The organism is Nocardia canadensis (assembly GCF_032656385.1).
Lineage (GTDB): Bacteria > Actinomycetota > Actinomycetes > Mycobacteriales > Mycobacteriaceae > Nocardia > Nocardia canadensis.
This window is the reverse complement of record NZ_JAVCWB010000008.1, coordinates 1164597-1182018: the sequence shown is the minus strand read 5'-3', so window position 1 is coordinate 1182018 and position 17422 is coordinate 1164597. Positions and strand designations below refer to the sequence as shown.

The 17422-nt window shown below is 69.5% G+C and carries 18 protein-coding genes; 13 read left to right on the top strand and 5 right to left on the bottom strand.

Translation table 11 applies throughout. The features are described 5' to 3' along the window. Positions 1-39: 39 nt before the first annotated feature. Positions 40-1392, bottom strand: coding sequence for a cytochrome P450 (locus Q7X29_RS19270; protein WP_316574929.1), 1353 nt, complete (start codon positions 1390-1392; stop codon positions 40-42). Between the two features lie 90 nt (positions 1393-1482). Continuing rightward, the gene (locus Q7X29_RS19265) at positions 1483-2076 is read right to left on the bottom strand and encodes a TetR/AcrR family transcriptional regulator (protein ID WP_218720489.1); all 594 of its coding nucleotides are present in this window, start codon (positions 2074-2076) and stop codon (positions 1483-1485) included. A gap of 117 nt (positions 2077-2193) precedes the next feature. Between Q7X29_RS19265 and Q7X29_RS19260 the strand changes: the two genes are divergently transcribed. The 7 genes from Q7X29_RS19260 (at position 2194) to Q7X29_RS19230 (ending at position 8183) form a co-directional block, all read left to right on the top strand. Continuing rightward, positions 2194-3663, top strand: a complete 1470-nt coding sequence (locus tag Q7X29_RS19260) for an aldehyde dehydrogenase (RefSeq protein WP_218720488.1) — start codon at positions 2194-2196, stop codon at positions 3661-3663. A gap of 33 nt (positions 3664-3696) precedes the next feature. Next, positions 3697-4446: an SDR family oxidoreductase gene (locus Q7X29_RS19255; protein WP_316574928.1), complete on the top strand. Its 750-nt coding sequence runs from the start codon at positions 3697-3699 to the stop codon at positions 4444-4446. Beyond that, positions 4443-5330 (top strand): NAD(P)-dependent oxidoreductase, encoded by an 888-nt coding sequence (locus tag Q7X29_RS19250; protein ID WP_316574927.1) that lies wholly within the window; start codon positions 4443-4445, stop codon positions 5328-5330. Before Q7X29_RS19255 ends, Q7X29_RS19250 begins: the two co-directional genes overlap by 4 nt. Next, positions 5327-5698, top strand: a complete 372-nt coding sequence (locus Q7X29_RS19245) for a carboxymuconolactone decarboxylase family protein (protein WP_218720485.1) — start codon at positions 5327-5329, stop codon at positions 5696-5698. Before Q7X29_RS19250 ends, Q7X29_RS19245 begins: the two co-directional genes overlap by 4 nt. Positions 5699-5762: 64 nt before the next feature. Further along, positions 5763-6347 carry a TetR/AcrR family transcriptional regulator gene (locus Q7X29_RS19240; RefSeq protein WP_218720484.1) on the top strand — a complete coding sequence of 195 codons (585 nt, stop codon included), beginning with the start codon at positions 5763-5765 and terminating at the stop codon, positions 6345-6347. Positions 6348-6510: 163 nt separating this feature from the next. After that, entirely contained in the window at positions 6511-6678 is a 168-nt protein-coding gene (locus tag Q7X29_RS19235) for a hypothetical protein (protein WP_218720483.1), read from the top strand. A 233-nt stretch (positions 6679-6911) separates the two neighbouring features. Next, positions 6912-8183: a PucR family transcriptional regulator gene (locus tag Q7X29_RS19230; protein WP_316574926.1), complete on the top strand. Its 1272-nt coding sequence runs from the start codon at positions 6912-6914 to the stop codon at positions 8181-8183. A gap of 21 nt (positions 8184-8204) precedes the next feature. Here Q7X29_RS19230 and Q7X29_RS19225 read toward each other — a convergent pair whose 3' ends face one another. Further along, the gene (locus Q7X29_RS19225; protein ID WP_316574925.1) at positions 8205-9416 is read right to left on the bottom strand and encodes an oxygenase MpaB family protein; all 1212 of its coding nucleotides are present in this window, start codon (positions 9414-9416) and stop codon (positions 8205-8207) included. A gap of 75 nt (positions 9417-9491) precedes the next feature. On the opposite strand from Q7X29_RS19225, the gene Q7X29_RS19220 reads away from it, so the two are divergent. Beyond that, complete coding sequence (locus Q7X29_RS19220; RefSeq protein WP_316574924.1) at positions 9492-10115, top strand: TetR/AcrR family transcriptional regulator; 624 nt, start codon at positions 9492-9494, stop codon at positions 10113-10115. Between the two features lie 62 nt (positions 10116-10177). Here the strand turns inward: Q7X29_RS19220 and Q7X29_RS19215 are convergent, their stop codons facing one another. Further along, the gene (locus Q7X29_RS19215; RefSeq protein WP_316574923.1) at positions 10178-11233 is read right to left on the bottom strand and encodes an AraC family transcriptional regulator; all 1056 of its coding nucleotides are present in this window, start codon (positions 11231-11233) and stop codon (positions 10178-10180) included. Between the two features lie 108 nt (positions 11234-11341). Between Q7X29_RS19215 and Q7X29_RS19210 the strand changes: the two genes are divergently transcribed. The 5 genes from Q7X29_RS19210 (at position 11342) to Q7X29_RS19190 (ending at position 16698) form a co-directional block, all read left to right on the top strand. Continuing rightward, complete coding sequence (locus Q7X29_RS19210; protein ID WP_316574922.1) at positions 11342-12826, top strand: flavin-containing monooxygenase; 1485 nt, start codon at positions 11342-11344, stop codon at positions 12824-12826. Positions 12827-13263: 437 nt separating this feature from the next. Next, positions 13264-14439, top strand: a complete 1176-nt coding sequence (locus Q7X29_RS19205; RefSeq protein ID WP_316574921.1) for an AI-2E family transporter — start codon at positions 13264-13266, stop codon at positions 14437-14439. A gap of 196 nt (positions 14440-14635) precedes the next feature. Further along, entirely contained in the window at positions 14636-15742 is a 1107-nt protein-coding gene (locus tag Q7X29_RS19200; protein WP_316574920.1) for a glutamate--cysteine ligase, read from the top strand. A 117-nt stretch (positions 15743-15859) separates the two neighbouring features. Then, entirely contained in the window at positions 15860-16033 is a 174-nt protein-coding gene (locus Q7X29_RS19195) for a CsbD family protein (RefSeq protein WP_218720471.1), read from the top strand. Between the two features lie 173 nt (positions 16034-16206). Then, positions 16207-16698 carry a DinB family protein gene (locus tag Q7X29_RS19190; protein WP_218720469.1) on the top strand — a complete coding sequence of 164 codons (492 nt, stop codon included), beginning with the start codon at positions 16207-16209 and terminating at the stop codon, positions 16696-16698. A 43-nt stretch (positions 16699-16741) separates the two neighbouring features. Here Q7X29_RS19190 and Q7X29_RS19185 read toward each other — a convergent pair whose 3' ends face one another. Next, positions 16742-17398 carry a cyclase family protein gene (locus tag Q7X29_RS19185; protein WP_218720467.1) on the bottom strand — a complete coding sequence of 219 codons (657 nt, stop codon included), beginning with the start codon at positions 17396-17398 and terminating at the stop codon, positions 16742-16744. Positions 17399-17422: the final 24 nt, after the last annotated feature.

The window sequence follows — 17422 nt, the reverse complement described above, 5'->3', positions numbered from 1 at the left end:
TTCCTCCTGGATGCCGACAGCGGTGTGGGCCCGGGGCGGTCAGCGATGCCGGCGACGGTAGCGGACGCGACAGGGCTGTTGCAGCTGAACGACCATCTTCGAATGGTCGTTGCGATAGGTCGACGACGGCTGGGCCAGTTCGAACTCCCAGTCCCGCAGCAGGATCGAGAAGATCGCCTTGAGTTGCATGAGCGCGAACGGCGCCCCGACACAGCGGTGCCTGCCCGCGCCGAAGGGGATCCAGGTCCAGCGGTTGACGATGTCGTCCTGGCGCGGATCGAGGTAGCGGCCGGGATCGAAGGCGTCCGGGTCGGGGAAGTCCTCCGGGATCCGGTTGGAGACCGCGGGGGTGGCGGCGACCATGTCGCCCGGCGCGATCCGGTGCCCGCACACCTCGAACTCGCCGCGGGCCACACGCATGAGCACGATCAGCGGCGGGTGCAGGCGCAGGGCCTCCTTGAGCGCGGCCTCCAGCCGCGGGATCCGGCGCAGCGCATGGTGACTGACCTCCGCGCCGTCGGCGAACAGCTCGTCGAGCTCGGTGACCACCGCGCGCAGTGTCTCGGGATGGCGCAGCAGTTCGATGATGGTCCAGGCCGCGGTGCCCGAGGTGGTGTGGTGGCCGGCGAACATCATCGAGATGAAGATGCCGGTGATCTCGGTCGCCGGGAACCTCGGGGCACCGTCCTCGTCGGTGACGGACATGAGAACGTCGAGCATGTCGCGGTCGCCCTTGCCCGCGGGCGGATTCGCCGCGCGCTGATCCATGATCGCCTGCACCAGCTCGACCAGGGCGGCCCTGGCGGCGTCGCGCCGGGCGAAACTCTCGATCGGCGCGTACGGATCGACGTAGGCCAGCGCGTCGGTGCCCTGCTCGAGCTCGTGATAGAGGTGCGCGAAGCGCGCGTCGAGCTGGTCGCGGAACTTCGGTCCGATCAGGCACGCCGAGGAGGTGTAGATGGTGAGCTCGGCGAAGAATTCGAGCAGGTCGATCTCGCCCTCGTCGTCCCAGCTCGCGATCATCCGGTCGACCTCGCGGGCGATGGTGCCGGCGTGACCGCGCATGTGGTCGGCCCGCAGCGCCTGGTTGTGCAGCATCTCCTTGCGCCGCTCCGGTGGCGCGTCGAAGACGACGCCCTCCCCGAAGATCGGCTTCATGAACGGATAGGCCGCGCCCTGATCGAGGTCGTCGTCGGCGGCTCGGAAGAAGAACTCGTTGGCTTCGGCACCGGAGAGCAGCACGACGTTGCGTCCCGCGAGATCGAAGGTCCCGACATCGCCGCATTCGGCGCGGACGCGGCGCATCAGCGCGATCGGATCGGTGCGGAATTCGGTGAGGTGTCCGTGGCCGTCGTCGCCTCCGGACACACGGCGCGGAATGGCCGGCGTCATGGGGAATCCTTCCCGGAATACTGTCCAGACATCAGATGGACATGTGTCTGGACAGTACTACGGTTACCGTCGCGCGACAAGGAGGAACTGTCAGTCGCCCGGTGCCGGTTCGGCCAGCATGCGGCGCGCGCAGACCTCGAGCAGGTCGGCGACCTCGGCGTAGGAGAGCAGTCCCATGCCGCCCTGTAACAGCGCGCCGGAATACAGGAGTTCCAGCGCCGCGAGTTGTTCGGGGTCCTTGGTGCCCAGGGCCAGCGCGAGCCGGTGGCGGATCTCCTTGCCGATGCGTAGTCGCAGGTGTCGCACATCGGGATCGTCACCGAGCAGCGCGCTGCTGACCGCGCCGGCCAGCGCGGGCTCGTCGGCCACCAGCATCGAGACCCGGCGCAGCACGGCGACTACCCGCGTCGTCGGGTCGGCGTCCTGGTCGTCCAGGTACGGCAGGGCGATGAGGCGTCGCCAGAACACCTCTGAGATCAGGTGTTCCTTGGAGGAGAAGTAGGTGTACGCGGTCGCGGTGCCGACGCCGGCCGCGGCGGCGACGAGCCGGATGGTGGTCCCCGAGTAGCCCGCCCTGGCCAGCACCTCGACCGCGGCCACGGTCAGGCGGTCCACGGTGTCGGCCTGTTTCTCCGTCAAGCGTCGTCGAGTTGCTTCGATGCCGGTAGGCGCGGGTTCGGACATGTGTCTGGATGCTACTACAGCTGGGTGTATGGACGAATGACGCGCATTCCCTTGCGGCCGTTCCGGAATCCGAACTATATTCCGTACACCTGTCCAGACAAGTATCGGAGACCTGCCATGAACGGCCTCGTCCCTGCCGGCGGCACGCCCCTGCTGATCGGCGGCAAGCTGATCCCGGGTGGCTCCGGCGTCTTCGCGACGATCAATCCGGCGACCGAGGAGGTGCTCGGTCACGCCGCCGACGCTTCGGCCGCCGACATGGACGCCGCGATCGGCGCGGCCCGCGCCGCTTTCGACGAGACCGGGTGGTCCCGCGACCCCGCGTTCCGCGCCCACTGCCTGCGTCAACTGCGCGACGTGCTGGGCGAGCACCTCGAGGAGTTGCGCGAGATCACGATCGCCGAGGTCGGCACCCCGGTCATGCTCACCAGCGGACCGCAGCTGGAAGGCCCGGTCGCCGATCTGACCTATGCCGCCGAGCTGGCCGAGAACTACACCTGGGAAACGGATCTGGGCACGCGGGACCTGATGGGGGTCGCCTCCCGGCGGGTGATCCGCCGCGAGGCCGTGGGCGTCGTCGGCGCCATCACGCCGTGGAACTTCCCGCACCAGATCAACCTGGCGAAAATCGGCCCCGCCCTCGCCGCGGGCAATACCGTGGTGCTCAAGCCCGCGCCGGACACACCGTGGTGCGCTGCGGTGCTGGGCCCGCTCGTCGCCGAACACACCGACATTCCCGCCGGCGTGCTCAATATCGTCACCTCCGCCGATCACGGCCTCGGCGCGCAGCTGGTCGACGATCCGCGCGTCGACATGATCACCTTCACCGGCTCTACGCGCACCGGCCGCTCGGTGATGGCGGGCGCCTCGGCGACGCTCAAGCGCACCTTCCTCGAGTTGGGCGGCAAGTCGGCGGCGGTCGTGCTCGACGACGCCGATATCGCCGCGGCCGCGAGCTACACCGCGTTCACCGTCGCCGTGCACGCGGGCCAGGGCTGTGCCCTCACCACCCGGTTGCTGGTGCCGCGCGCGGCCTACGACGCCGCGGTGGCCGCGGCCGCCGCGACACTGTCGGGGCTGGCGGCGGGAGACCCGACGAACGCCGCGACCGTGTGCGGGCCGGTGATTTCCGCGCAGCAGCGGGCGCGGGTGGAGCGCTATCTCGAGCTCGCGAAGGCCGAGGGCGGACAGATCGTGGTGGGTGGTGGCAGGCCCGCCAACCAGGAACGCGGCTTCTTCATCGAGCCGACGCTCATCGCCGGCCTCGGCAATTCCGCGACCGTCGCGCAGGAGGAGATCTTCGGGCCGGTGCTCGTGGTGATCCCGCACGACGGAGACGACGACGCGATCCGACTGGCCAACGACTCGCCCTACGGTCTGTCGGGCTCGGTCTGGGGCACGGACCCGGCGCGGGTGGAGCGGGTGGTCGCGGGCGTGCGGACGGGGACGCTGAGCGTCAACGGCGGGCTCTGGTACCACGCCGACGCACCGTTCGGCGGCTACAAGCAGTCCGGCATCGGCCGGGAGATGGGCGTCGCGGGCTTCGAGGAATACCTCGAGACCAAGCTCGTCGCCACCCCCGCCTGAGCGCACCGACCCCTACACAGGAGCTGAACAACCATGGCACGTTTCACCGGTCGCACCGCGATCGTCACCGGCGCGGCACAGGGCATCGGCGCGGTCTACGCCGCCGCGCTCGCCGCCGAGGGCGCCAATGTCGTCGTCGCCGATCTCAACGCCGAGCGCGGCGCGGAGGTCGCGGCGAAGATCGTCGCCGAGGGCGGCACCGCGGCGTTCCACCGGGTCGATGTGGCCGATCCCGAATCCGCCACGGCGCTGGCGGAATTCACCGTCGCCGAGTTCGGGGCCATCCATCACCTGGTGAACAACGCGGCGATCTACGGCGAGATGAAGCTGGACCTGCTGCTCACCGTCCCGTGGGACTACTACAAGAAGTTCATGGGCGTGAATTTCGACGGCGCGCTCAATGTGACGCGTGCGGTCTGGCAGCCCATGGTCGCGGCGGGCGGCGGTTCCATCGTCAATCAATCCTCCACGGCGGCCTGGCTGTACTCCGGGTTCTACGGGCTGGCCAAGGTCGGCATCAACGGACTCACCCAGCAGCTGGCGACCGAGCTCGGCGGCTCGAAGATCCGGGTCAACGCCATCGCGCCCGGCCCGATCGACACCGAGGCCACGCAGACCGTGACGCCGGGGAATCTGGTGAAGGACATGGTGTCCCGGATCCCGATCAGGCGGATGGGCACACCGCAGGACCTGGTCGGCGCCTGCCTGTATCTGCTGTCCGACGACGCGAGCTGGGTCACCGGGCAGATCCTGAACGTCGACGGCGGGCAGATCATCCGATGACGACCGCATCGGATGAGCTGCCGGTCGGATTCGTCGGGCTGGGCAATATGGGCACGCCGATGGCCCGGCGCCTGCTGGACTGGCCGGGCGGGCTCACCGTCTGTGACGTCCGCGCCGAGGCCACCGTGCCGTTCGTCGAGGCGGGGGCCCGGGCGGCCGCCGATCCGGCGGCGCTGGCGGCGCAGGCGCGGGTCATCTGCGTGACCGTCGTCGACGACGCGCAGGTGAGGGAGGTGCTCACCGGTCCGGCGGGCATCCTGCGCACCGCGGTTCCCGGCACCGTCGTCGCGGTGCATTCGACCATCGGTGATCGGACCGCGGACGAACTCGCCACGCGCTGCGCACAGCACGGGGTCGAGTTCGTCGACGCGCCGGTCAGCGGTGGCGCGCCGGGGGCCACCCACGGCAGCCTGGCCGTGATGATCGGCGGCAGCGCGGCCGCCGTGGATCGGATCAGGGCGCCGTTCGGCTGTTTCGCCGACCTGATCGTGCACGCCGGGGACGTCGGCGCGGGCACCCGAATGAAGTTGGCGCGCAACCTGTTGCACTTCATCTCGTTCACCGCCGCGACCGAAGCCCAGCGCCTGGCCGACGCCGCCGGGCTCAGTCTCACCGCGCTCGGCAAGGTGGTGCGCCACTCCGACGCGGTGACCGGGGGGCCGGGCGCGATCATGCTGCGCGACACCACCGCCCCGCTGGACCCCGACGACTTCTGGTTCCCGATCCTGGGCCATGTGCGCGATCTCGGTGAAAAGGATCTCGCGCTGGCCCTGGAGCTCGGCGACCGGCTCGGCGTCGATCTGCCGCTCGCGCACCTGGCCATCGCCCGGCTGGCCGACGGGCTCGGCGTCGCCGGGGCCGTTCTCGACAAGGAGACATCATGAGCACCACCGACGACGACCTCAGGCAGCGTGGCCTGGCCAAGATGAGCGAGGTCTACGGCTGGGACTTCACCGACGGCCCCGGTGACTACTTCGCGGTCACCGCGGATCACCTGTTCGGCGAGATCTGGTCGCGCCCCGCGCTGACCGTGCGGGAACGGCGGCTGCTGCTGCTCGGCGCGCTCACCGCGCAGGGCCATCTCGACATCGCCGAGATCCAGATCGGGGCGGCGCTGCGCAACGGTGAGCTGACCGAGGAACAGTTGCGCGAGATCGCGCTGTTCCTCTGCCATTACGTGGGCTGGCCCGCCGGGACCAAACTCGACGGCGCCGTCGGCAAGGTGGTCGCGCAGGAACGTCGCAAGACGTAGCCCGGAGCCGACACCCGGGCGTGGTCGGCGGACGGGCCGCGCCCGCGGAGTAGCATCCAGACGCATGTCCGAAAGCAATTCCATCAGCCTCGAGGCGACCCGGCGGCGGTTGACCGACAAGCAGGCCGACACGGTCGACCGGCTCACCAAGGCGGCACTGCGGGTGCTGGCCCGAGATGGCTTTTCCGGCATGACGATCCGGCTGGTCGCGGCGGAGGCGGGCGTCGGCACGGCCACCGCGTACACCTATTTCTCGTCCAAGGAACACCTGGTGGCCGAGATCTTCTGGCGGCGGCTGCTCGCCTCGCCCTCACCCGCCAGCGACGACCCCGACCCGTCGGTCCGCGTGCTCGCCGAACTGCGCACCATCGCTCTGCTGGTGGCCGACGAGCAGGAACTGTCCGGCGCGGTCACCAGCGCGCTGCTGGGCGGCGACCCGGATGTCGAGCATCTGCGCACCCGCATCGGCATCGAGATCCGCGGCCGGATCTCGCGCGCACTCGGCCCCGACGCCGACGAGGAGGTCGTCGAGTGGCTCGAACTGATCTACGCGGGCGCTCTGGTCCGCGCCGGGATGGGCTACGAGTCCTACGAGAAGATCGCCGACCGTATCGAACGCGCCGCCCTGCGCATCCTGCGGGTTCCGTAGCCGCCGATCCGATCCGCTTGTAGGTATCCATGACAATTCCCCGAGTTTCTCCGGAGAAAGTCAAGAACCTTCATGAAGTGCCGTCGCCGCGATCTGACTGTGATCTGATCGAGATGTCCCCGAGATGGGGGCATGTCGAAAGAACGCAATCGAGGTTGACTGTATGAATTCCAGAACTGCCCGTCCGCTCGCCGTCGCCGTGCTGGCGCTGTCCGCCTGTGCCCTGGGCGCGGGAACCGCCACGGCGGCCGCCCCGGCCCCGGTCATGGGGTCGGTCGAGGTGTGCCTGCCCCTGCCGCTCGGTCCGCTCGAGGTGAGCTTCTGTTTGTAGTCCGCTAGCCGGAGTGCCGCCGATGGTGGTGGAACCGTCCGCGAGGAACGGGATTGCGCGGTTCCGTCGGGAGCCGCCACCATCGGACGGTGGACGCGCTCGCCGGATTTTGGGGGAACCCCTGAACATTTCGGCATTCCCTTACCGCCGATCACAAGCGAAGCCGGAGCGGTGGTTTGTACTTCACGGTAAGTTGGGAGCTTGCCCAGTTGCCTGGGTGGGAAGGATTTGTTATGGCTGGCTCAGCATCCCGCACGCCGTTCTTGACCGCCGCGGGACGACCGGTATCGACCCCGTTGAAAGATGTGCGGGCGATATCCCGCCAGATGGTGGGCCATTTCATCGAGAACGTCATCCCGTGCGCGACCCTGCCCACCGAAGTCCTCGACGGCGATGTCACCACCGTGACGCGGGTGTGCCTGGAACTGACCGGTGGTGTCCTCGACGGCCGCGATCTCCCCGGACGCCTGGAGCGGATTCAGGCCGCGGCCGCGGGCTGGGCGCGGGAGGGTATTCCGATCGACACGATCCACAACGCGGTACACGAGGGTTTCAAGCTCGGGTTCGACCTGGTGATCGCGAATGTGACCAACCACGACCACGCCACGGTCGTCGGCGTGGCCCGGCGACTGACCGACGTGCAGAACACCATCACCTCGGCGGTGTCGGCGGCTTATGTGCGGGAATTGCGTTCCGTGGTCAGTGAGCACCACACTGCCGTGCACACCTTGACCTCGGCGCTGCTCGGCGGGCAGAGCACCTCCACGATGGCCAGGGAATGCGGCATCGAGATCGCCGACCGCTATCACGTCATCGCCCTGGCGCTGCCGCCGCACGCCGAGGAATTCGATCCCGCGCTGGACGCGAATGTGGTCGCCCGCCGCAAGCTGCGACGAGTACAGGCCGAGCTGGCCAACCGCTGCGTCGGCAAAGTGCTGTCACTGCTCAGCGTCGACGGCGGGACCCTCCTGCTGCCCACCGTGGAATTCTCCGAACCGGACCTCGACGACCTGGTCGCCGGATTGTCCGCCGCGGCCCAGGTGCCCGTACGCGCGGTGACGACAGCCGCGACGCCGGCCGACATCCCGCGCGCCGCCGAACAGGTGCACGAACTCGTCGAAATAGTGCACCGACTGGGTGGGCCCAGCAAGGTGTACCGCCCGCACGAATTGGCCTTCGAATATCAGCTGACCAGGGAAGGCGCGGCGCGCGACTATTTGAGCTCGGTCGTCGATTCCCTCGAAGCGCACCCGGAATTGCTGCGCACGCTCGAGGTCTACATCGCGTCGAATCTGCGCAGGACGAATACCGCGCGCGAATTGTTCGTCCACACCAATACCGTCGACTACCGCCTCAAGCGCATCAGCCAGCTGACCGGCTTCGACCTCAACGACGTCACGGGACTGTGTTATCTGCGCGCGGCACTGCTGATCCGTGCCCACCGCGGCCTGAACAGGCCCGACGACGGCCACCCCGACGACGAAACCCGCTCCCGCGCGGGCTGATTCGTCGGGGCGGGCTCGCTCCTACGCGGCGTGGGTGAGTCGGCTGGCGGAGGCCCCGATGGCCGGGCGGTCCCCGACCAGGGTGCGCATGAATCGGTCCTGTTCTCGGGCGCCGCGAGTGGCCGCACGGTCGAGGCCGCCGGGGAGTACGCGGGTGGCCGAGCGGATGAGGTTCGGGGGGATCCGGATCGCCGGGTACCAGGGGATGATCACTGTCGGGAGACCGAGCGCGCGCATCGTGTGGCGACCGAGGAAGGTGCCGGTGACCGACAGGTGCTGGGCGTAGGCCAGGCGTCGGCGGACGGTGGGGAGCCGGTCGTAGTTCCACGACAGCGGATCTCGGGACATCGGGATCGCGAGCCGGCGGGTCGACTCGTCCGGGTCGGCCAAGGCCGACAGGGTGTGCACCAGCACGCGCACGCCGTCGCGGAACGAATGCGGCAGCCACTGCTCCTCGACGCCGAGCAGGCTGCCGACGTAGCGCACGAGATGTGCGACGGCGTCGGCTTCGGACGGGGTGAGCAGCACGCCCATCCCCATCGCTCCGATCGCCGGCGCGATGAAGGCGCCGACCAGCGTGGCGGCCATGTCGGTCTGGTTGATCGGCAGGCCCCAATCCTCGGTTTGCCAGTCCGGCATCGCGGTGACGTGGCGACGCACGAACGCGTGGATGAGCCGCACCCGGATCGTGGACCGATAGCCGAGCCCGAGCGGGGACAACCCGTCCTCGGACAGCACGTCCATGGCCCACTGCATCGTCTCGGCCCAGCGCTGATTGGACCCCTTCTCCAGGGCGCCCGTACGCAGCAGGGTCTTGTTGAAACCGGAGAACTGGTAGCCGCCCAGCATGGCGACATCGCGTGCGATGTACATGCCGTCGGAGCCGCTGCTGAGCAGCACCTTGGCCCCGCGTACCAGCTTGTCGTGATCGACCCACGTGGGCACCGTCTCGACCCGGGCGAAGAACTCGCGCAAGGGTTCCGGGGCATCCGGCACCGCGGCGATGCCGTGGGTGAGCGCCCGGTCGAACAGCGGGCGCAACTGCTTGCTGCCCGCGGTGACCATCCACTCGACCAGCCGATCCATCGGTTCGTCCCCGACGAGCAGTCCCTCGCCGAGGCGCCGCCACTGGTCCGTGTCGGGACTCCGGACACCCAGTGACGCCGCGAAACCGCCGACGATCGCCGGGGTGCGGTGGGGTCGGTCCGGGTGTCGGGTGGGAACGGTACGCATCGGCACTCCTCGTTGAGCGTCGGAAACTGGATAACAACTGATATCCAAAGTAGGTCGCCTGCTAAAGTGCTGTCAATGGCGCGTGCGGAGGTGGTCCGGCCCTATCGGGGGATGAGCGCGGCGAACCGACGAGACGAACGCCGCGACAAGCTGCTGGCCGCGGGTCGGCAGGTGTGGGGCGAAGTCGGCCTGACCGAGGTCACCGTGCGCCGCGTGTGTGCCGCGTCGGGGTTGACGCCGCGCTACTTCTACGAGCAGTTCGCCACCAGGGACGCGCTGGTACTCGCCGTCGCCGAGCAGGTGCACGAGGAGCTGGCCACCACGCTGGTCGCGGCCAGTCAGGCCGAGCCGGGTGGCCTGAAACGCAAGCTGGCGCGCGCGTTGACAGCCTATCTCGACGCCATCGCCGCCGACCCGCACCTGCACCGCATCCTCACCAGTGACACCCACGGCACCGCCGGCCTCGAGGAACTGCGTGCGCGCTCGGTCGGCATCGTCACCGATCTCGTGGTGCAGTACAGCGCGGAGTTCCTCGACACCCCCGCGACGCCGGAGAGCCGGCGCCGGGAAGCGCTGTTCGTCGTCGGCGGGATCAATCAGCTCATCGATGCCTGGCTGCGCGACCCGCGTCAGTCGAGTGCCGAATTGGCCTCGCTCTGTACCGAACTCGCCCTCGCCGTGGCGACGCGAGCGGGCTGACCGGCGTTCGTCGGTCCGTGGGTTGCGGCACGCAGGGCCGTGTGTGGTGAACAGTCTCGCGCTCAGCGGACGCGCTGGCGCCGGTAGGCCGAGGGTGTGGTGCCGGTCCAGCGCTTGAACGCGTGGATGAACGGCGTCGCCTCGGCGTAGCCCAAGCGCACGGCGATGTCGTCGATCGACAGCGGGGTGCCGGTGAGCATCTCCTCGGCCAGCGCGCAGCGGACCTCGTCGACCAGCGCTCGATAGCCGGTGCCCGCTGCGGTGAGGCGCCGTCGGAGCGTGCGGGGGCTCGTGCCCAACTCGCGCGCGACGACCTCGATGGTCGGCGGGGACGGGATGAGCGCGGTATCCCCGCCGGGCAGAATCAGTGCGCGCACCTCTGCGGTGATGCCGGTGCGCGCGGTGCGTTGTTGCAGGAGCTCGGCGCACTGCGCCACGCACAGGCTCCAGGTCTGGGCATTCGCCTGGGGGAGTGCCTGGGCCAGGACCGTGGGGTCGAGGGTGAAGACCGTGTGCGCGCGGCCGAATTCCGGTGCGACGCCCAGGATCTCGTGCAGGAGGTCGGCACCGTCGCCCGCCTCGAAGTCGAACTCGATCCGCGCGACGGTGAGTTCGTGGCCGAGCAGATCACCCAGCACCCGATGCATCGCGACCACGTCGCGTTCGACGAGGAACCGCGCCACGTCGGCGGGAACGAGGTCGTGGTGGATCCAGGCCAGCACGCCGTCGTCGCCGGATTCGACGATGGGGGTACAGAATCCGTAGCCCAGCTGATAGTAGCGGAGGGCCAGCGAGATCGCTTCGCGCAGTGTCGGACTGGTGACGCAGGCGAAGCCGAAGATGCCGAAGGTGGAGAGCCGGTAGCGGCGGCCGACCTGCGCGCCCAGCGCGGGCACGTCGGCGAGTTCGCGCACGAGATTGCGCACGACGACGAGTTCGGTCACGGCAGGCACCTGCAGCTCGGGAGAGGTCAGGGCCGCCGGGGCGAGGCCGGTGCCCGCCAGGACACGATCGGCGTCGACACCGTGCTCGGCGGCGAAGTCCGCCATCACCGCGATGCTGGCGATGCCGCGCGGAAAGTCCCAGGTCCGAATGTCCGGCTCTTCGACGGTGCGCATCCGGCCATTATGGCCGAAAGTATTGATTCTCTGGCCGTCGTTGTTTGTGCTCGGTGTTCACGCGGGTCGTAGCGTTGACGGTGGCATCAGCGACAGAGGAGTCCTGGCATGAGCTCGCGCACCACCCCTTCGATCGTCATCATCGGGACCGGCTTCGGCGGCCTCGGCATGGCCATGGAGCTGCAGAAGGCCGGGTTCGACGACGTGACCCTGCTGGAACGGGCGGCCGACGTCGGTGGGGTGTGGCGGGAGAACACCTACCCGGGCGCCGGGTGCGACATCCCGTCGCCGCTGTACTCCTACTCCTACGAACCCAGGACCGACTGGCCCAAGCGGTTCTCCGAGCAGCCCGACATCCAGGCGTATCTGCGCGGGGTGGCCGAGAAGCGGGGGCTGATGGCGAAGATCCGGTTCGGCGCCGAGGTCACCGCCGCGGAGTTCGACGATGTCACAGGCACCTGGACGGTCAGCACCGCCGACGGCGCGACGATCAGCGCCGATGTCCTCGTTCCCGCGGTGGGTCAGCTGTCCCGCCCGGCCTGGCCGACGATCCCGGGGATCGACGACTTCCAAGGCGAGTCGTTCCACTCGGCCGAGTGGAATCACGACGTCGAGCTGACCGGCAAGCGGGTCGCGGTGATCGGGACCGGTGCCAGCGCCATCCAATTCGTGCCCGCCATCCAGCCGAAGGTGCGGCAGCTGACGCTGTTCCAGCGGTCGGCCGCGTGGGTGCTGCCCAAGCCCGATGTCGAGTACCGGCCCTGGCATCACACCGTGTTCGCGCGCGTGCCCCCGGTCCGGCTGGCGGAGCGATTCGCGTTCTGGGCACTGTGCGAGTTCCTGTCGCTGGGCATCGTCGATGTCCCCGCGATCCGGCCGCTGGTGACCGGCATCGCCACCCGGCACCTGGAGAAGCAGGTGCCGGACCCGACGTTGCGGGCCGCGCTGCTGCCCGACTATCCGGCCGGATGCAAGCGGGGGCTGTTCTCCAACAACTACTTTCCGGCGCTCACCCAGCCGAACGCGCACGTCGAGACGAGCGCCATCAGTGAGATCGTGCCCGAGGGCATTCGCACGGCCGACGGCGTCGTCCACGGCGCGGACGTGATCATCTACGGCACCGGGTTCAAGGGCACCGAATTCCTGTGGCCGATGCGGATCGTCGGCCGGGGTGGCCGCGAACTCGAGGACGCGTGGGACGGTGGCGCGCGCGCCTACCAGGGCATGTCCGTGCCCGGGTTCCCGAACATGTTCCTCGTCTACGGCCCGAACACCAATCTCGGCGTGGGGTCGATCGTGTACATGATCGAATCCCAGGCCCGCTACATCCGGCAGGCCGTCCAGCAGATCGCCCGCCATCCCGGGCGGGTGCTCGACGTGCGGCCCGACGTGGCCGAGGAATACGACGTCCGGGTGCAGCGACGGCTGGAACGGACACCGTGGACCCGCTGTTCGAGCTGGTACCGCACCGCGGCCGGGCGCGTCACCAACAACTGGCCGGGCACCGTGACCAGCTACCGCCGCCGCACCCGCACCTTCGCGCTGTCGGACTACCGGGTGGTCCCCACTGCGGGTGAGCGCCCCAGGCAGTGACGAACAGCCGATCGGCGAGTACCCGATCGACACCCCCGGAGCAGGTGCGGGGAACGCCTCGGTGAGGCGCGCGTGGGACCGAAGGTTTCTCCAGCAGCACCGGCGTGCGCGGGTCGGCGGCCGCGGCCATGATCTTCTTGCCGGTGGCGGTCGAGCCGTGAAGGCGACCTTGTCGACGGCACCCGATGCGGGCTGGCCGCCACGGTGTACCCGCCGTTCGGCGGGGCCGGGGAATCGGGCATCGGGCGCATCCACGGCCAAGAGGGCCTGCGCGGTACGCCCGCCCGCAGACGATGGCGCGGCCGCGGTTCGCGGTCCCGGGCACGGCGCCGCCGACCGTCGAGTGGACGGCGGCGAACCGTGGCGTCGTCCGGCGTCGGGTCGGGTTCCTGCACGGGCGGGAGCGCTGAGGACAGCGCGCGTGTCAGACTGACGGCGTGAGCGGGCCGGTGAAAGAACCCAGTGTGGCGCAACCGAGCGGAAAGTCGCCGCGTGATCGCGGGGACGTGATCGGGGGCGGGCTGCTGTGGCTGGCGAAGTGGTCGCTGTGCATCGTGGCGATCGCGGCGGGCGCGTGGGTGCTGGGTTCGATCGCCGCCCGCCTGTGGGTGGTGATCCTGCCCGTCGCGCTGGCGACCGTGGTGGCCACGATCCTATGGCCACCGACCCGCTGGCTCACCAGGCACCGGTGGCCGCCCGCGCTGGCCGCGACGGCGACCCTGCTGGGATTCCTCGGGTTGGTGGCCGGGGTCGTCGCGCTGATCGTGCCGTCGGTGGCCGAGCAGGCGCCCGAACTCGTCGACAAGTCCACCGCCGGTGTCAATCAGGTCCGTGACTGGATTCAGGGACCGCCGTTGCGGCTGCGCGACGAGCAACTCGATTCCGCGGTCGACGCGATCGTGGCGCGCCTGCAGTCCAGTGGCTCGCAGATCGCCAACGGCGTGTTCACCGGCGTCTCCACCGCGACATCGTTCCTGATCACCGTGTTCTTGGTGCTGGTGCTGGTGTTCTTCTTCCTCAAGGACGGTCCTCGGCTGCTGCCGTGGATGCACGGGGTGTTCGGACAGCGCAGCGGCCGCCATGTCGAGGCTGTGCTCGAGCGGGTGTGGGCGACGCTGGGCGGATTCATCCGGACCCAGGCGGTCGTCAGCATGGTCGACGCCCTCTGCATCGGCACGGCGCTGTTCATCCTCGACGTCCCCCTGGCGCTGGTGCTGTCGGTGATCACCTTCATCGGTGGCTTCGTACCGATGGTCGGCGCCTTCGTCGCCGGTGCGCTCGCGGTGCTGGTCGCGCTGGTCGGCAACGGGTTCACCACCGCCGTGATCGTGCTCGGCATCGTCATCGCGGTGCAGCAGCTGGAAGGCAATGTGCTGCAACCGGTCCTGCAGAGCCGCAGCATGGAGCTGCACGCGGTGATCGTGCTGCTGGCGGTCACCGCGGGCGGCTCGCTCTACGGCATCACCGGCGCGTTCCTCGCGGTGCCGGTCGTCGCGATGGTCGCCGTGGTCATTCGCTACATCGGCGAGCAGATCGACGCCGCCACCGGATCACCGCGGGCGGCGGCCGCCGAAACGGACAGCGACGCGCCCGTGCCCGAACCGGGTACCTGAGCGGATTCCTGGGCGATCAGCGCGCGGACCTGCGCCGGATCGCCGGGTTCGTGACTCGACACCGGCTCGCCGGGGTTCACGACGGCGACCACCTGGTCTACGGTGAAGGTGTCGCCTGTGGAGACGTCGTCACGGATGACTGTGCCGCGATCGCGGTGGGAAGTACCTCGTCGAATCCCTGCGAAGGAGGCGGGCGGTGGGCAGGCACGCGGACGTACTCACGGTCGGCGTCGAAGAGGAATTCCTGTTGACCGACCCCGGCACCGGCGCCCCGGCCGCGAAGAACAGCCAGGTCGCCGAGACCGCGCGGCGGGCCGGGATCGACCTGCAGCTGGAGCTGACGCGCTGCCAGGTCGAAACCAGCAGCCGGGTGCACTCCGACATCGGGGAATTGCTGGGGGAGTTGCGCACATCCCGGCGCCGGGTCGCCGAGTGCGCGGTGGAGCACGATGCGCGGCTGCTGGCGGTGGCGATCCCGCCGACCGTCCCCGACCGGTTCCCGGTGACCGACACCCCGCGCTATCAGCGGATCGCGCACGCGTTCGGGATGATCGCCCACGAGCAGGGGCTGTGTGGTTGCCATGTCCATGTCGGTGTGCCCGACCGCGAGACCGCGGTGCTCGTCGGTAACTACGTGCGGCCCTGGCTGCCGGTGCTGCTGGCCACGACCGCGAACTCGGCGATCTATCGCGGCGCCGAGACCGGCTACGCGAGCTGGCGCAGCATCCTGTGGCGACGCTGGCCCAGCGCAGGCCCACCGCCCTATTTCGCCTCGCTCGAAGACTTCGAGTCGATCGTGGCGATGATGCGGGCCAGCGGCAGCATCCTGGACAACAAGATGGTCTATTGGGACATCCGCCCCTCGGAGTCGTTCCCGACCGTGGAAGTCCGGGTCAGCGATGTCCCGGCCACCGCGGCGGAGTCCGCGCTGCTGGCGGCGTTGATCCGGGGGATCGTGAGCTCGGGACTGCGGTCGATCGCGCGCCATGAACCCGCGTTCGCGGTGTCGGGGGAGGTGCTGCGGACGGCGTACTGGAACGCCGCGCATTCCGGCCTGGACGGCAACGGGCTCGATATGGCGAAGGGCCGGGTGGTCCCGCATCTGGAGTTGCTGCATCGGCTCGTCGACCACATCGCCACCGCGCTGGACGACAGCGGGGACCGCGAGTTCGTCGTCGAGGCGATCGACGCGCTGGCCGGCCGCGGCAACGGCGCGCGGCGCCAGCTCGAGGCGTTCCGCGCTCGGCGCGACGTCGCCGATGTGGTCGCCGCATCGGCGCGGGCGACGCTGGAGGGATGCTGACGAGGTCCCGGCGCACGGGTGTTTGTCGCGACGAGACCCGGGTATCGCGGCAAGTGGGTCCCCAAGACGGCCCACGGTCACAGTGTGGCCGAGCGAACGTCTGAAAGGAATGCCGCGATGAGCTTTGCGGACAAGGCGAAGAACAAGGCCGAGGAATTGGCGGGTAAGGCCAAGGAGGCTGCCGGCAAGGCCACCGACGACCGGGACCTGGAGAACGAAGGTCGCGGGGAACAGGCCAAGTCCAACCTGAAGGACGCCGGCGAGAAGGTGAAGGACGCCTTCCGGAACTGACGCACCTGCTCTCTCCCGCGGGGGCACCGGCTCGACTGCCGGTGCCCCCGCGGCGCGCGGTGGGCGCCGCTGATCGCCGGTTTGCCGAAACCGCAACTTCGCGTGCCAGATCGTGGTGGGCGTGGCGAGACTGGGAGAGCGCGGGCCGATGCTCGCGACGAAAGGAGACCTTCGTGCCCACGCCGCGCCGCACCCGCCGCAGGGACACCCCGCCGCCGCGAACCGGTGGCGACGAGAAACAGGTCCTGCGCGGATTCCTCGACTATCTACGGACCTCGATCGCCGCGAAAGTCGACGGCGCCCCCGACGCGCAGGCGCGCACGCCCGCGGTGCCGTCGGGCACGAATCTGCTCGGCCTGCTGGCGCACCTGACCTCCGTCGAACGCGCGATGTTCCTCGGCGACACCGTGACCGACTGGCCCGCGACGTTCCACGTCGCTGCCGAGGACAAGGTGGACGACGTCGTCGCCCGCTACCGCGCCGCGGTCGAGCGCGCGAACGAGATCCTCGACGGCTGTACCGATCTCGGCGCGCCGGTGCCGCGGGCCGGGCGACCCGCTCCCAGCGTCCGCTGGGCGCTGACCCACATGATCGAGGAGACCGGCAGGCACGCGGGCCACGCCGATATCCTCCGCGAACTGATCGACGGCACCACCGGCCGCTGACCTTCCGGGCAGAGATCGGATGGCCCCCGCCGAGGCCGGACGGCTACCGGCCGCCCACGCGGGCCACCGCTCGGACCGGCGCTCCGTCCGCTGCGCTGAGACGCAGGGGGAACAGCGAGACCTCGATGGTGGCGCCCGCCGACTGAGCGGCCAGCAGCCGGTCGAGACCGGTGAGGTTCTCGGCGATCACCGCGTGCGCGCCGCACAGGATCCGGTGCGCCGGGAGGGCGAGATCTTCGGCCTCGGACGGATCGATGCTGGGTGCGTCGATGCCGACGGTGCGGATTCCCTTGTCCACCAGCATCTGTGCCGCTGCGGGGTCCAGAGAAGGGTGGGTGAGATAGGCGTCGGTGCCCCAGCGCGACGACCATCCGGTGGCGATCAGGACGACGGCGCCCGGCACCGGATCGATATCGAAGAGCTCGACCCCGATCACGCCGCGGGCGGGCACGGATCCGGCGTCGACGATGTACGCGGGCCCGGTGAAGCGTTCGAGCGGGAGTTCGTCGAGCGTGGGCAGGCTGTCGTCGAGATGAGCGGGCGCGTCGACATGGGTTCCGGATTGCGATCCGAGGTGGACGCGCAGCACGTTGACCCCGTCGGTGGCGACCCGAAGGGCCGGTTCCAGGCGGACTTCCGGGTCGCCGGGAAACACGGGCATCCCCGTGTGGATCGGCTGAGTCAGGTCGATCAGGCGCACACCGGGAGCTTACGAACAGGTCCG

Coding starts and splice junctions, on each gene's coding strand:
- Q7X29_RS19220 (WP_316574924.1), top strand. CDS start 9,492: ATGGCGCGTGCGGAGGTGGTCCGGCCCTATCGGGGGATGAGCGCGGCG.
- Q7X29_RS19260 (WP_218720488.1), top strand. CDS start 2,194: ATGAACGGCCTCGTCCCTGCCGGCGGCACGCCCCTGCTGATCGGCGGC.
- Q7X29_RS19240 (WP_218720484.1), top strand. CDS start 5,763: ATGTCCGAAAGCAATTCCATCAGCCTCGAGGCGACCCGGCGGCGGTTG.
- Q7X29_RS19225 (WP_316574925.1), bottom strand. CDS start 9,416: ATGCGTACCGTTCCCACCCGACACCCGGACCGACCCCACCGCACCCCG.
- Q7X29_RS19210 (WP_316574922.1), top strand. CDS start 11,342: ATGAGCTCGCGCACCACCCCTTCGATCGTCATCATCGGGACCGGCTTC.
- Q7X29_RS19270 (WP_316574929.1), bottom strand. CDS start 1,392: ATGACGCCGGCCATTCCGCGCCGTGTGTCCGGAGGCGACGACGGCCAC.
- Q7X29_RS19250 (WP_316574927.1), top strand. CDS start 4,443: ATGACGACCGCATCGGATGAGCTGCCGGTCGGATTCGTCGGGCTGGGC.
- Q7X29_RS19255 (WP_316574928.1), top strand. CDS start 3,697: ATGGCACGTTTCACCGGTCGCACCGCGATCGTCACCGGCGCGGCACAG.
- Q7X29_RS19245 (WP_218720485.1), top strand. CDS start 5,327: ATGAGCACCACCGACGACGACCTCAGGCAGCGTGGCCTGGCCAAGATG.
- Q7X29_RS19215 (WP_316574923.1), bottom strand. CDS start 11,233: ATGCGCACCGTCGAAGAGCCGGACATTCGGACCTGGGACTTTCCGCGC.
- Q7X29_RS19265 (WP_218720489.1), bottom strand. CDS start 2,076: ATGTCCGAACCCGCGCCTACCGGCATCGAAGCAACTCGACGACGCTTG.
- Q7X29_RS19235 (WP_218720483.1), top strand. CDS start 6,511: ATGAATTCCAGAACTGCCCGTCCGCTCGCCGTCGCCGTGCTGGCGCTG.
- Q7X29_RS19195 (WP_218720471.1), top strand. CDS start 15,860: ATGAGCTTTGCGGACAAGGCGAAGAACAAGGCCGAGGAATTGGCGGGT.
- Q7X29_RS19230 (WP_316574926.1), top strand. CDS start 6,912: ATGGCTGGCTCAGCATCCCGCACGCCGTTCTTGACCGCCGCGGGACGA.